This is a genomic window from Sporomusa sp. 246TCP1, from assembly GCF_057319775.1.
In genome coordinates this window covers 5,642,571-5,655,522 of record NZ_CM170492.1, presented here as the reverse complement: position 1 = coordinate 5,655,522, position 12,952 = coordinate 5,642,571, and the positions used below count along the sequence as shown (strand labels likewise).

Genomic DNA, 12,952 nt, shown 5'->3' with positions numbered 1-12,952 from the left:
GGTTTTGTGAAGCCAATTCATGGCATCAGGAGGAGCTCTAGCTGTGTTAAAAAACGTATGTATTTCAATCTTAAGACATGGTATAACCCGACTTTTACAGTTAGCAGAACATAGAGAGCAGACAGAGTGAAATAATCTACTTGTAAAATGCGGACTTCCGCATTTTTTTATGCGTTTTTATTTATGTTATGCTACAGATATGCTATAATGTAAATGAGGTGATATTCAATGATTAAAAAAGATCGTGTAAAGCGTGGCGGCGTTATTAAGACTCACATCCGTGTTGTCGAAGGGTATCGCCCTGGACCAGGGCTACCCACAAAGCAGCGTACGATTAAAAGTTTTGGTTATCTCGAAGATCAGCCAGATCCCGAAGCTTTCATGGCTATGGTAGTGAAATTCGATGATAACTTTAAAGATACTGTTCCCTTACGAATCGAAGTTGCAGCTAATGCGATGATGTATGGTGAAGAAAATCGGCGACAGAACTACGGATACAAGTTCCTGGAAGCCGTTTATAATCTGCTCGAAATCAATTCATTCATCGAGAACTTTGAGAAATCACGCAAGTTTCGGGTGGAGTATTCACCCTGCGACATTTTTAAATTCTTAGTGTTGGCAAGAGTTCTTCATCCAGATTCAAAACGCGCCTCATGCCAATTGAAGGACGGCTTCTACGGGATGTGCACCGATTTTACATTGCCAGATGTCTACAGGTCGCTTGACCACTTCGCAGATTTTGAGGTGGAGTTGCAACGGCATTTAAACGAACGTGTTAAAGAATCGATCGGTCGAGACCTTTCCTATGCATTCTATGATGTGACTAATTATTTCTTCGAGATCGATTTCCCAAATGGCGAAGAGGATCTGCGAAAAAGAGGCGTATCGAAAGAACACCGCACTGACCCTATTGTCGCAATGGGGTTGTTTATGGATTCCAACGGATTACCAGTCAATATGTCGATGTTCCCAGGAAATACAAGTGATTCCCTTACGCTTCAGCCGACAATGAAGGATGTCAAGGATTCGTACGGGTTAGGACGACTGATTGTAGTTGCCGATAAAGGCCTCAACTCTTCGAAGAATATCAACGCAATTGTGAACAACGGTGACGGTTTTGTCTTTTCGCAGATAATAAAAGGGAAAAAAGGACAACGCTACAATGAAAAACTGTTTGATCAAAGTGGATGGACATCAAACGAACAGGGTACCTACAGATACAAGCTGTTCGAAGAAGAATACGAGGGTAAGGACAAGGACGGAAAAAAAGAAATCTGCCGCGTACCCCGTTTGATGGACAGTAGAAACACATAGTATACTGATATCAGAGAGGGGATAGAAAAGATGAAGCAAGCTAAGAAGTACAGCGCAGAATATAAGATGGAAGCAATTCGACGATTGGAGCAGACGGGTGAATCGGTCGCTAAAGTGGCTGCTGATCTTGGGGTTAATGAAAATACGATGCACGGATGGATAAAGCGGCACCGTGAAAAACCGGTAAATCCTTTTCCCGGCAGCGGCAAGCTCAGCGACGATGATGAAAAGATGCGTAAGCTGGAACGAGAAATTCGTGAGCTGCGGGAGGAAAATGAGATTTTAAAAAAGGCGGCGCAGTACTTCGCCAAGAACCTCAAGTAAAAAGGTTCGAGTTTATCGCAGAACACCGCCATGAATATCGGGTAGCGAAGCTATGTGAAGTGCTCTTTGTTGCAAGAAGCGCTTATTACGCATGGGAAAAACGCCCGGCAAGCAATAGAACGCTTGAAAATCAAGCATTAGCTGAAAAAATCAAAGAAATTCATGAAAGAAAGAATCGGACCTGTGGCAGCCGGAAGATGACCCGGGAACTACGACGACTCGGCAATCATGTAAACCATAAGCGGGTCGAACGAATCATGAAACAAGAAGGAATCCGCTCGAAAGTAGCCAGGAAGTTTAAGGCCACTACGAATTCTAACCATACCCTGCCGGTAGCTGAAAACCTCTTAAATCGTGAGTTCACAGCAGAAAAACCTAATCAGAAGATGGTAAGCGATATTACCTATGTATGGACTGAGGAAGGTTGGCTATATGTTGCTGGAATAATGGATCTTTGCGGACAGAAGATAGTAGGCTTATCTATGGGGGATAGAATGACGAAAGAACTAGTGATAAACGCTTTGAAGAGCGCTTATTTTCGGGTGGGCCGGCCAGAAAACGTATTACTTCATTCGGATCGAGGCAGCCAGTACTGCTCCCACGACTACCAAAAGCTGCTGAAAAGATATAAGTTCACTTGCAGTATGTCGCGGAAGGGAAACTGCTGGGACAACGCGCCAATGGAGTCATTCTGGGGGAAAATGAAATACGAATGGCTCAATGAGCATCGGTTTAAGACAAGAGATGAGGCAAGAGCTGCCGTCTTTGAATATGTTGAAATATTTTACAACCGACAGCGCTTGCATGAAACCAACGGCTATCTAACTCCGGAAGAATATTATTCAATCGCCTTGGCGGCGTAGGCAATTGTGCAAAACATTGCGAATGTAGAGACTGATGATTGTAGTGACTATAAACATCGGCTGTAGTGACTATATTTCACAAGAGGTTGTTATCATGTTTATACGAACAATAAAACGCAAGCTCAAAACCGATACGGCGTTTGATTTCAAGCTACTTGAATCTTATCGTCAGGCCGGATCGCCTCCCAAGCACAAGTTTATCAAAGGTTGGACGATAAAGAAGTCGGACATTTGGGCCATGGGCGACATATTCGTAGACGACATAGAATTTGATCTCGATTTAGCCGGGATGAGTCGTAGCGAAATCAGGAAAATTATCGCGTCGATACGAAAAAAGTTAGTGACTTTGTTGAAATAATGAGCATGGCTTTGAGATATTGAGAAATTCTTGGGTTTTTCCTGTCTATTTTGCGGGGGACGCCCCAATCCGAGTAAGAAAAGTACTTTTATATTGGAAGAAGGTAAGCGTCAAAAATGCCGTCACCTTGACAACAAGTCATTTGGTAACGGCATTAGTTTTACAGTAATCTGGAACAAAACTGGGCATTAGTCGTTGTAGTGCCTCAACATCATTTCGTATATCCCAGTTGGGTGCGTTTTTAAAAATATAAGTCAGGTAGGCATATGGATTGAGCCCATTTTCCTTTGCGGTTTCTATTATGCTAAACACAACTGCGCTGGCTTTAGCTCCTCGCGGTGTGTTGGCAAAGAGAAAATTTTTGCGGTCAATCACAAACGGCTTAATGCTGCGCTCGGCGCGATTGTTACTGATTTCCAGCCTTCCGTCCAGTAGATATCGTTCGAGATATTTCCATTGCTCCAACGTATAGTGCACGGCTCTGCCAAATCCGCTCTTGGTAGATGCCTTTACTGTATGAAGGTACGACAAAAACTCGTCAAGCACTGGTTTTGCCAGTTCCTGACGCTTTTTATAGCGTTCTTCCGGTGTACAATCAGCTAGTTGGCGCTCAATAGTAAATAGCTTATCGCAATATTGTTTGCCACGTTGCGCCCCAGAGCCTTCTCGGTCTTTTTCCAAAAGGCCTTTTAGCGCCTCGTCAAATTTTCTTCTGGCATGTGCCCAGCAGCCCACAATGACGATTCGCTCCGGCAAGCTATGATACCCGGCATAACCATCCGTATGAAGGTAGCCGCTAAACTCCTGCAAAAATTCTAAAGGATGCTTTGCCTTCCGGTCTGGCTGATAATCACACAGCACAATAGGTATACTAGCACACCCGCCAGTTCTATACAGCCACATGTAGCTTTTGCTTTGCGCAGATTTGCCCGGCTCGTGAAGTACCTGTAAAATGGTTTCATCTGCGTGGAGCACTGGCTGTATGGAAAGTAGCTCTTTAAAGGCATCATAGATTGGCTCCAGCCAATCTTCAGAACACCGAATTAGCCAGTTAGACATAGTTTGTTTGGAAAGAGCTATGCCCATACGGCTCAAATCTTGCTCCTGGCGATGCAATGGCATTCCATTTGCAAATTTCTGTGTCATAATATGAGCAACTGCTTCTGGAGAAGCAAAGCTTCCTTTGATTACCGGCTTGTCCATTGGTGCCTTGATAATAGGCACGCTGCATGAATTGACTTCACAGTCGCGGCAGGCATATACATAGTCAATATGTTCTACGATAACTGCCTTGGCCGGGATGATCTTCAATTCGCGACGGACATTTTTACCCATAATATGCAGTTTTGAACCACATTCCGGGCATTCCTGTTCATGTTCCGGTAAAAAATGCTCGACAACCTCTATTGGTAAATCGGCAGGAATGGTCTCTTTTCTTTCTTTGACATTCTTACGATAATGCTTCTGAACTTCAGTCAATTCAGGCTCGGGCACCCGTTCATCTGCTGTTGCCTCCGCCTCGTTAAAAAGATTAAACTGATCGTATTTGCTTTTTTCACTGGAGGAGCCGAACTGTTTTTGTTTGGAAAGACGCATTTGCTCCATCAGCCACTTGACCTGTTGAGTCAGTTCCTCATTTTGTATTTTTAGTGCCTCATATTCAGTACGAGAAACAGAGATCATTTCTTCTTGTGTATTAGTACCGTTCACTAGAATTTTCATGTAATAATTATACCATATTTTATGGCTTTTTTCCATGAAAAATCCGTTAAATCCATTGATTTTGCAGGATATTTAGGACTTTCAGCAAATTAGACGATTTGTATTTTATCGACTTTTTTATGCGCCCTCGGCTGTTGAATGCTTAACCCTTCCATTAGCCAACGAAACTGTTGTGGCGTAATGTGTTTGACCTCTTTTTCATCTTTTGGCCACTGAAAGCCTCCGTTCTCCAGCCGTTTATACAAAAGTACAAAGCCATCGCCATCCCAAAAGAGCGCTTTGATTCGATCACGCCGACGGCCGCAAAACAGGAACAGACTGCTGGAGAACGGATCTAGGTGAAAGCATTGCTGTATGGTCGCTGCCAGACCATCAATAGATCTTCTCATATCGGTGTGGCCACAGGCGAGAAAGATATGTTCGATTTTAGATATATCACCTAACATAAATGTTTCAGTGCCAGAAGCGTAGCCTCCACGGTTACCATATCAGCGCCTTGATAGACATGGATTTGCATATCGTTACGCTCAATCGTGATAGCCAATGTTTCCGCACGATGCTTAGGCATCTTCATTTCTGCAAATACCGAACCCTGTACGGGAACAGCCTCGCTGGAGACAGGGAGACTTACCGAAATTGCCCGGCAAGTCTCCTGACATACAAGTTTCTGCCAATGATAGTATGTTTTCACGTTAATGTTATTTTCGCTGCACCACGTTTTAATGGTTTTGCCACTGTTGCGGCAAGCCGTAACAATATTGCGCCATTTCTCCAATCGAACTTCATGCGTCACTTTCTGTACGCTCATAAAAGTAGACCTCCTGCGAGTTTCTAAGAATCCAAATGACTCCAACAAACTCTATGTGATTCTCTTGGACCTATTGTCTCATCCGGAGGCCTGGTTGTACATGTGACGATTTATTTGACGCTTACGGAAGAAGACTGAAGCCGACATGGCAAAGCGTAAACGGGAAGAAAAACTGGAAAAAGCTGCGCGTTCGGTCAAAAACAATGCCTATAGTATCAAAAAAGGTGTCGACGAATATACAAAAGAAGCTATCGTTGACAAGGAAACTGGGGAGATACTGGGAAACACGAAAAAGCTCCGCAGTGTGAATTTAGAAAAGGCGGAGCATGACGCGATGTATGATGGCTATTTTTGCATTATCAGCAGCGAACTTGACTACGATGAGCGCAAAATGCGGCAGGTATACGGCGGTCTTTGGCAGATAGAACAGTCGTTTAGGATTATGAAAACAGATCTTTATGCCAGACCCGTGTTCGTTAGAAAAATTGAACATATCCGTGCACATTTCTTGATCTGTTTCGTCGCCCTTCTCATCATCCGAATCATTCAGCACCGCATGGGAGAAAAAGCGTTGTCAGCCGAACGAATCGCAAGAACTCTGGGGGCTGCGACATGCCAGGTTTTGAAAGGCGGTATCATTCACCTTGACGATGTCGGCGGTGCGATCGCGTTTCAAAAAGCGCTAAACAAAAAAGGGGAAATAGTAGACACTTTGGCATATTCCGATAGAGATGAAATCGCAATGGACTACAAGATAATCCAGGACACGTTCGGCACAAGTTTTTACAATATTTATCCGAGGCAGGAGCTATTTAATAAATTCCTGAAAAATATTACTGTAGCATAACAAATTTTACATATGAATCAACTTGAATAAAGCCAGTAAATTCAACAATTATGAACTTCTTTTATCTTTCTAACTGTAAAAGTCGGGTTAAAAAACGTATGTATTTCAATCTTAAGACATGGTATAATCATAAAGTAAAAAGTACGTTCCTCCTTTCTGGTTTGTTTGGTTTGGCGATTAAACAATACCACAAAAGGGCGTACTTTTTACATTTTTCATGAAATTTTTATTTACGGGAGACTACCAAGGCCATCGCGTGAGCGATTTCGTTCTTCCGACGCTTCCGCACAAAAAAACAACGTTATCACCAGCAGAAGCAAGAGAAGAACGAAATCGCTCCCGCGATGGCTTATTTACAGTTCAGCCTGGATAAGATAAAATTGTAATGTACACATTTATAATTTGAGAAAACGTCGAAATAAGTCGAAAAAGATTGAAATTCCATAGCTGGGCAGCCCGCGACTTCATTCTTCTGAGGCAATCAAAAATTTTGCGCGTAGATAGTTTTGTGGCTCAACTGGCAGCCGGGAGCTGTTAATTGAGCCTTTTTGCGCGCAAAACTTCCGATTGAAGCCTTTGAGAACCGTCTCTCTTGCTTCCAAAACAAATCCCCTCTCCCCTTGTTTCTGTTAATTAGAAGCTGTAAATCAATTGAGCAAAGAAGTTTTTCTTGTCCTTGGTTTCTTGTCCAAAAGTATCTATTTGCTCTAAGTCATTGTATTGAACAGTCAAGATACCATTACGGAATACCGTGTACTCAACACCAAACTCAGTACCTTTGACGTTATCAAAGTTACCAAAATAATAGTCTAACTGGTGACCACTATCAATTGTAGAAAGTTCACAAGCATCAAAATTATCATCAGCTTTTCTGTAGCCAACCCATGTACCAAAGGAACCTACTTTATGTCCTGCAGCACCTTTATATAAGATTTTGCCCATCCAAGCATCTGCTTTATCGAATCCGGACCAAACTTTAAGGTTCTTCTGTTTATTTTGACCAACTTCACCAGTGATAGTGAAATTATTAATTCCAGTATATTTTAAGCCTGCAGAAGTGCTTTTATAAGCATATGAATCTTTATCCTTGAGGTAAGACAAAGAAACATGTAGTTTATCAGTTACTTTAGCATCAATGTTTGCAACCGTGAAATTTAAAGTTTCATCAAAACCTACTACACCTGCCAATGGAAAATAGCGTGGTTGTGTAGTTTTGAAAGCGCCTACGGTAACTTTCACATCTTTACCACCGCTTACTAGCAAACCATCGCAGTTACCTTCGATATCCGCAAGCATACCTTGACCCAACCAGATTGGTTGACGTCCAAAGCTATATTCTAAACCTATAGCGTTGCCAGTAATATAGGCTTGTGTAAGGTGCGATTGATTTTCAGTACCATCACCAAATTCTGATTCAGCTTCATAGCGACCATGGAAGATTACGTCATCTGCAATTTGAGATTCCAGGTTTAAACGCAGACGAGTTTTGCTGGTATTATCAGATTTACGTGACTCATGAACGTTTTCCTGATAATCATACCGTTCACGAACTTCACCAGTGAATTTTACTTTAGAGGCGTTTTTTTCAAGGTTGTCAACGCGAACACCAAGGTTATTCAGTTCAGAGCTAAATTCCGCTTTCAAAGCTTCCAGAGCTTTTTTGTTTTTCGGATTCAAGTTGTTGGCATTAGCCATTGCTTTTGCTACAATTGTAGCTGCTTCGTAACGGGTAAGAATTTGGTTACCTTTAAATGTTCCGTCGCCATAACCGGAAATTACACCGGCTTTAGCCAATTGATTGATAGAATCATAAGCCCAGTGTTTTGCCGGTACGTCGACAAAAGGATTAGCAGTAGCCGCCAATGCAGTCCCTGCTACGCTCATTGCAAATACTGTTGCAAGAGCCATAGCGGTTTGTTTTTTCATTGTGTTTCCCCCTAGAGTTAGAAATCTGTTTATTTGAGCTTCTAAAGAGAAATGTAAGTGTCCATGTTTCCTTACATTTCTCTTCGCAGAGCACAAATATGGTAAATAATTCTACATAAAGGAACATATTCCTGCAAAAAATAGTTTTTTTTGCAAACTAAAAAGAAGTCATGACCATCACTTCAAGTGGTAGTTTGTTGTTAGCCCTGTAAGGACTACTTATTGCAGCGGTAGCTCAGCTTGCAATAAAACTAGAGGGATACTATGGGATGTTCCCATTTTGTCAAGTATTTCGGTATAACGCCACGAGATATTCCAGTCGCCCTCTCAATTGAGAAAAAACACGGGGAGGGAAACACTTTTCTCTTAATAAGGTTGCCAAAAGAGAAACATCCCTACTGTCCACCTATGGTTTAGGATTTGACTTTAACTAGCGGGTCTTTGCTTCCTGCTGCCTGAATAACATAAATTCTTCCAATACCTCCCCAAATCTCTGGATAGTGTCGGTTGTATCTTTTCCCTCTTTATCCAGCCGATCAAGTTCTTCAGATAGTTGCCAAATTTCATTATATAGCTCAGTCTCTTGTTTCTTACAATCCCGGTATCTGCTATTCATAAGTCAGTTAAACCCACCCCTCCTTATTTTATCTGGAGGCTTATATGCCCTCCTGTAATCACCCATACATGGGAATTTTACAGGAGGAAATTAAAAAGGATCACATATGCAGGATTATTCTACCCTACACATGCGATCCTAATCGATTTTTGCAACAGTATCAAGATACAGGAAGCAACCCAAATAACAGAACCCGTCAGCGTGTTCTGCAAACCTGTATCAAGATATGATACCATCGAATATTGCATGCAGTCGCACAGCCATCTGCCTTTCGCGCCAATCATTACACTCCGATTGTCAAAACTTGTAATTCAGCTAACAACCGGGTATAATAAGATTGTCGTCGTGGACAGTTCGCTGTTACGTGTAGGTGTCACTGCACCTGCTCGTGCCTATAGGTGTTACCGCACCTATGGGACACGGCGACTTTACTTTTTAATTTCCACCTATTACTAATATTAGTACTCTTTTACATGAATTGCAAGTACATAAAGGTAAAAAGATTGGTTTTTTATTAAGAAACTTACACCGTCCCTTGCATGTTCATAGGGACGGTGATACTATCATTTCAGATAAATCAATTTTTCTAATAAAGCAAGCCTGACCCCGGGTCTTTGACACTTACTCATATAATGAAATCTCTGAAAGCCTTGAAAACAGGGCTTTTTTTGTTGGAAAAACGTCAAATCTGCCTTGTTTAATATTGCGTAATATAGCGTAACATGTTATAATATAAGGGATCGGAGGTGTTTTTAAATGAGACTTAGTATTTCTAAATCAAAGAATTCAACTTCGCTTTATGTCATACAATCTGTCTACGAAAACGGTAAGCGTTCCACAAAAGTTGTTGAAAAGTTAGGAACGATTGCTGAATTACAGCATAAGCTAAATGGACAAGACCCTTTTGAATGGGCTAAATCATACATCGAAGAACTTAACAAAAAAGAAAAAACTCAATTACGCGAAGTCACAGTTAAATATTCTCCATCTAAGATTATCTCCAAAGATCAACAACGCTGCTTTAACGGCGGATATCTCTTTCTCCAACAGCTTTATCATGAACTCAATCTGCATAAGCTATGTGCTGAAATTTCAAAGAAGTATAAATTTACTTTCGATCTGGATGCCGTACTATCGCGGCTCCTTTACGGACGAATCCTTTTTCCTTCTTCCAAACTCGCAACTTACCAACATTCCTCAAAATTTATTGAGCAACCCAACTTTGATTTACAGCATGTCTACCGATCTCTTGAGGTCATTTCAAAAGAAATGGATTTTATCCAATCTTCTCTTTACAACAACAGTCTTAAACTCTCAAAGAGAAATACCGGCATTCTCTATTATGACTGCACCAACTACTTTTTTGAAATCGAACAGGAAGATGGCCTTAAACAATATGGCGCTTCTAAAGAACATAGGCCAAATCCCATTATTCAGATGGGATTGTTCATGGATGGCGATGGTATTCCCCTAGCTTTTAACCTCAACAGTGGTAACACCAATGAGCAGATTACCCTTAAACCCTTGGAAGAAAAAATACTGTCTGATTTCAAGCTTTCCAAATTCGTTGTTTGTACTGATGCCGGCCTGGCTTCTGAAAGCAACAGGAAATTCAACGACAAGGGCGAGCGTGCCTTTATTACTACTCAATCTATTAAAAAGCTAAAGAAGCATTTAAAGGAATGGTCGCTTGATTCTGAAGGCTGGCATCTTCCAGGTCATGATAAAACTTATGATATTTCCTCTATTGACGAGAACGCATACAAAGACCACTGCTTCTACAAAGAACGTTGGATTAAAGAAAACGGCCTGGAACAAAAGCTCATTGTCACCTATTCCATCAAATATAGAAACTATCAGCGTAAAATTCGCAATTCACAAATCGAACGTGCTCAAAAAACGATTGATACGAATCCGACTAAAATCTCAAAAAACAATCAGAATGATTATAAACGCTTTATCAAGAAAACCAGTTGCACACCTGATGGTGAAATAGCCGATACTTCTATATATACGCTGGACACAGAGACTATCTCTAACGAAGAAATTTATGACGGCTTCTATGCGGTATGCACGAACCTCGAAGATAGCGCCCAAGACATCATCAAAATCAACCAGCGCCGCTGGGAAATTGAAGAATGTTTTCGGATCATGAAAAGCGAATTTAAAGCAAGACCGGTGTATCTAAGCCGTGAAGATAGAATTAAAGCGCACTTTACTTCCTGCTTTATGTCACTTGTTATTTATCGTTTATTGGAAAAAAAACTAGGAAATCGGTTTACGTGTCAAGAAATAATCGACGGCCTGAAAGAAATGAATTTCTATAAGATTCAGGGCGAAGGTTATATCCCAACCTACACAAGAACTGATTTTACAGATGTGTTACATGAAACTTATGGGTTTCGAACAGATTATCAGATCATACCAAAAACACAGATGAAAAAAATTTTAAACATGACAAAAAAACAAAAACATTACTCACTTTTCTAAAAAAGCAAAAAAGCTTGATACCCCTTGCAAATCAGGGATTATCAAGCTTTTTATCGTCTTCAACTGTCAAAGACAGGATATTAGTACTCTTTTACATGAATTGCAAGTACATAAAGGTAAAAAGATTGGTTTTTTATTAAGAAACTTACACCGTCCCTTGCATGTTCATAGGGACGGTGATACTATCATTTCAGATAAATCAATTTTTCTAATAAAGCAAGCCTGACCCCCAAAGTTTTCTGCCCTCCCTATCATTGACTTTGATCGCATTTTCTTAGCGGCATACGGTGGTATTCTTGCTATTGCCAGCTTTAGCAATACGGTTAATTTTCGTATTCCCGCTTATGTTGTTGATCCAGGACAAGCTTTCCTCACTGCGGACGAGTGGCGTAGTCTGGTTAATAATATTCAGGAAATGCCGGGGAGTATGGTGGATATCGAACTTTAACGGAGTAGTTGAAAGTTATCCTTGTATTAGCCTGCTTGAATATAACCATATTTTGTATATATGTTGTCGGTAATAAACCTTTGATAAAACTTTTAATACTACTTGTTCCCTTAGCAGGCGTTAGTAGACTGGGAGGAAAAATATTGAAAACGATGACTATACGATTGTTCATGGCGATTATTATTCTGGTAGTGGTACTAGGAATATCAGTCTATGGTATTAATAAGTACGTCTCACAAGTTGGGACGCGTTATATAATGGATGAGCAGTTTATACCTAAGGCTGACGCAATTCTTGTCTTGGGCGCATATGTTTTTCCAGATGGCACGGTTTCATATATGCTTGATGACCGGTTAAGCGTTGCCTATGATCTTTACAAAGAAGGCAAAGCCGATAAGATAATTGTTAGTGGCGATCATGGGCAAAAAGATTATGACGAAGTACATGCCATGAAACAATATCTTGTTAATAAAAATATACCGGCTAAAGATATTTTTATGGATCATGCCGGATTCAATACTTATCAAAGCGTTTACAGGGCCAGGGATATCTTTAAAGTTAAGAAGCTTATTATCGTAACCCAGGAGTACCATTTATTAAGAGCCGTTTTCGATGCTAGAGAATTAGGTATTGAGGCATATGGATTGAAAGCAGATTTGCATGATTATGGCATTGTAATGAACTCTTACTTAGTGAGAGAGATAGCCGCAAGAAACAAGGATTTCTTTTTGGCAACGTTCATCCAACCGGAACCAAAGTTTTTAGGTGATGAGATACCAGTTAATGGCGATGGCAGGACCACTGAGGATTAAGATTTGGAATTGTGTATAAACGAGAATTGAAGCAGCCTTCCTGATACGGTTTCGGGAGTTTGCCCTATGGGCGCTCGGAAAAGGAGTATTTAGCCTTGCTCGAAAAGATGTGAAAGAGACACTTTACCACTTAGCCCCTAAATAGAAAAGCAGAGGGACGTCAGGTTGTGCGAAAACCATGCATTCTTTTTAATATTCACCTAAAAGTGGGGAATGAATGGCGTTTTCGATCTAATTTTATCTTCTTGAAGCCTCGAACTAGGCAATTTTTGATGCTAAAGTGGAGAATTAAAGTTAGTGATTTCTGTTTTCGCACAGTCTGACGTCCCTGTTGTCAAGGAAGATCACCACGATTGTTACATTTGCCTCAACTACCTGTAGTGAAAAAGGGGACTAGAATTGTAGCTGTAGAAAAAGATTTTTC

The 12,952-nt window shown here is 40.9% G+C and carries 10 protein-coding genes and 1 pseudogene; 6 read left to right on the top strand and 5 right to left on the bottom strand.

Annotation, left to right across the window (positions count from 1 at the left end; translation table 11 throughout):
- The first annotated feature begins 228 nt into the window (after positions 1-228).
- From AC1ECB_RS26750 to AC1ECB_RS26740, 3 genes are all read left to right on the top strand, one after another.
- A complete protein-coding gene (locus AC1ECB_RS26750; RefSeq protein ID WP_485666586.1) occupies positions 229-1,314 on the top strand; it encodes an IS1634 family transposase in 1,086 nt (361 codons plus the stop codon).
- 21 nt (positions 1,315-1,335) lie between these two features.
- Positions 1,336-2,501 (top strand): IS3 family transposase gene (locus tag AC1ECB_RS26745; RefSeq protein WP_485669255.1). Its coding sequence is split into 2 segments (ribosomal slippage): positions 1,336-1,609 and positions 1,609-2,501, totalling 1,167 coding nucleotides; the frame shifts between segments, so codons are not numbered across the junction.
- A 34-nt stretch (positions 2,502-2,535) separates the two neighbouring features.
- Positions 2,536-2,859 (top strand): hypothetical protein, encoded by a 324-nt coding sequence (locus tag AC1ECB_RS26740; protein WP_485664417.1) that lies wholly within the window; start codon positions 2,536-2,538, stop codon positions 2,857-2,859.
- Between the two features lie 138 nt (positions 2,860-2,997).
- On the opposite strand, the gene tnpC is transcribed toward AC1ECB_RS26740, so the two are convergent.
- From tnpC to tnpA, 3 genes are all read right to left on the bottom strand, one after another.
- The gene (gene tnpC, locus AC1ECB_RS26735; protein ID WP_485664464.1) at positions 2,998-4,581 is read right to left on the bottom strand and encodes an IS66 family transposase; all 1,584 of its coding nucleotides are present in this window, start codon (positions 4,579-4,581) and stop codon (positions 2,998-3,000) included.
- Positions 4,582-4,670: 89 nt separating this feature from the next.
- The gene (gene tnpB / locus AC1ECB_RS26730) at positions 4,671-5,027 is read right to left on the bottom strand and encodes an IS66 family insertion sequence element accessory protein TnpB (protein WP_485666585.1); all 357 of its coding nucleotides are present in this window, start codon (positions 5,025-5,027) and stop codon (positions 4,671-4,673) included.
- A complete protein-coding gene (gene tnpA / locus AC1ECB_RS26725; protein WP_485666584.1) occupies positions 5,021-5,389 on the bottom strand; it encodes an IS66 family insertion sequence element accessory protein TnpA in 369 nt (122 codons plus the stop codon). Before tnpA ends, tnpB begins: the two co-directional genes overlap by 7 nt.
- Before the next feature lie 142 nt (positions 5,390-5,531).
- Between tnpA and AC1ECB_RS26720 the strand changes: the two are divergent.
- Positions 5,532-6,236: pseudogene (locus tag AC1ECB_RS26720) on the top strand (IS1634 family transposase); the annotation flags it as partial.
- Between the two features lie 633 nt (positions 6,237-6,869).
- Here AC1ECB_RS26720 and AC1ECB_RS26715 read toward each other — a convergent pair.
- Together AC1ECB_RS26715 and AC1ECB_RS26710 are read right to left on the bottom strand one after the other, a co-directional pair.
- Positions 6,870-8,162 (bottom strand): S-layer homology domain-containing protein, encoded by a 1,293-nt coding sequence (locus AC1ECB_RS26715; protein ID WP_485666583.1) that lies wholly within the window; start codon positions 8,160-8,162, stop codon positions 6,870-6,872.
- Between the two features lie 430 nt (positions 8,163-8,592).
- A complete protein-coding gene (locus tag AC1ECB_RS26710) occupies positions 8,593-8,778 on the bottom strand; it encodes a hypothetical protein (protein ID WP_485666582.1) in 186 nt (61 codons plus the stop codon).
- A 756-nt stretch (positions 8,779-9,534) separates the two neighbouring features.
- Between AC1ECB_RS26710 and AC1ECB_RS26705 the strand changes: the two genes are divergently transcribed.
- Positions 9,535-11,268: an IS1634 family transposase gene (locus tag AC1ECB_RS26705; protein WP_485666581.1), complete on the top strand. Its 1,734-nt coding sequence runs from the start codon at positions 9,535-9,537 to the stop codon at positions 11,266-11,268.
- Positions 11,269-11,868: 600 nt separating this feature from the next.
- On the top strand, positions 11,869-12,528 hold the full coding sequence (locus AC1ECB_RS26700) for a SanA/YdcF family protein (RefSeq protein WP_485669415.1): 660 nt from the start codon (positions 11,869-11,871) through the stop codon (positions 12,526-12,528).
- The last annotated feature ends 424 nt before the right edge of the window (positions 12,529-12,952 follow it).

Bases quoted from the DNA above. Each gene is read 5' to 3' on its own strand.
- AC1ECB_RS26750 (WP_485666586.1), top strand. From the start codon at position 229: ATGATTAAAAAAGATCGTGTAAAGCGTGGCGGCGTTATTAAGACTCAC.
- AC1ECB_RS26740 (WP_485664417.1), top strand. From the start codon at position 2,536: ATGATTGTAGTGACTATAAACATCGGCTGTAGTGACTATATTTCACAA.
- tnpC (WP_485664464.1), bottom strand. From the start codon at position 4,581: ATGAAAATTCTAGTGAACGGTACTAATACACAAGAAGAAATGATCTCT.
- tnpB (WP_485666585.1), bottom strand. From the start codon at position 5,027: ATGTTAGGTGATATATCTAAAATCGAACATATCTTTCTCGCCTGTGGC.
- tnpA (WP_485666584.1), bottom strand. From the start codon at position 5,389: ATGAGCGTACAGAAAGTGACGCATGAAGTTCGATTGGAGAAATGGCGC.
- AC1ECB_RS26715 (WP_485666583.1), bottom strand. From the start codon at position 8,162: ATGAAAAAACAAACCGCTATGGCTCTTGCAACAGTATTTGCAATGAGC.
- AC1ECB_RS26710 (WP_485666582.1), bottom strand. From the start codon at position 8,778: ATGAATAGCAGATACCGGGATTGTAAGAAACAAGAGACTGAGCTATAT.
- AC1ECB_RS26705 (WP_485666581.1), top strand. From the start codon at position 9,535: ATGAGACTTAGTATTTCTAAATCAAAGAATTCAACTTCGCTTTATGTC.
- AC1ECB_RS26700 (WP_485669415.1), top strand. From the start codon at position 11,869: ATGACTATACGATTGTTCATGGCGATTATTATTCTGGTAGTGGTACTA.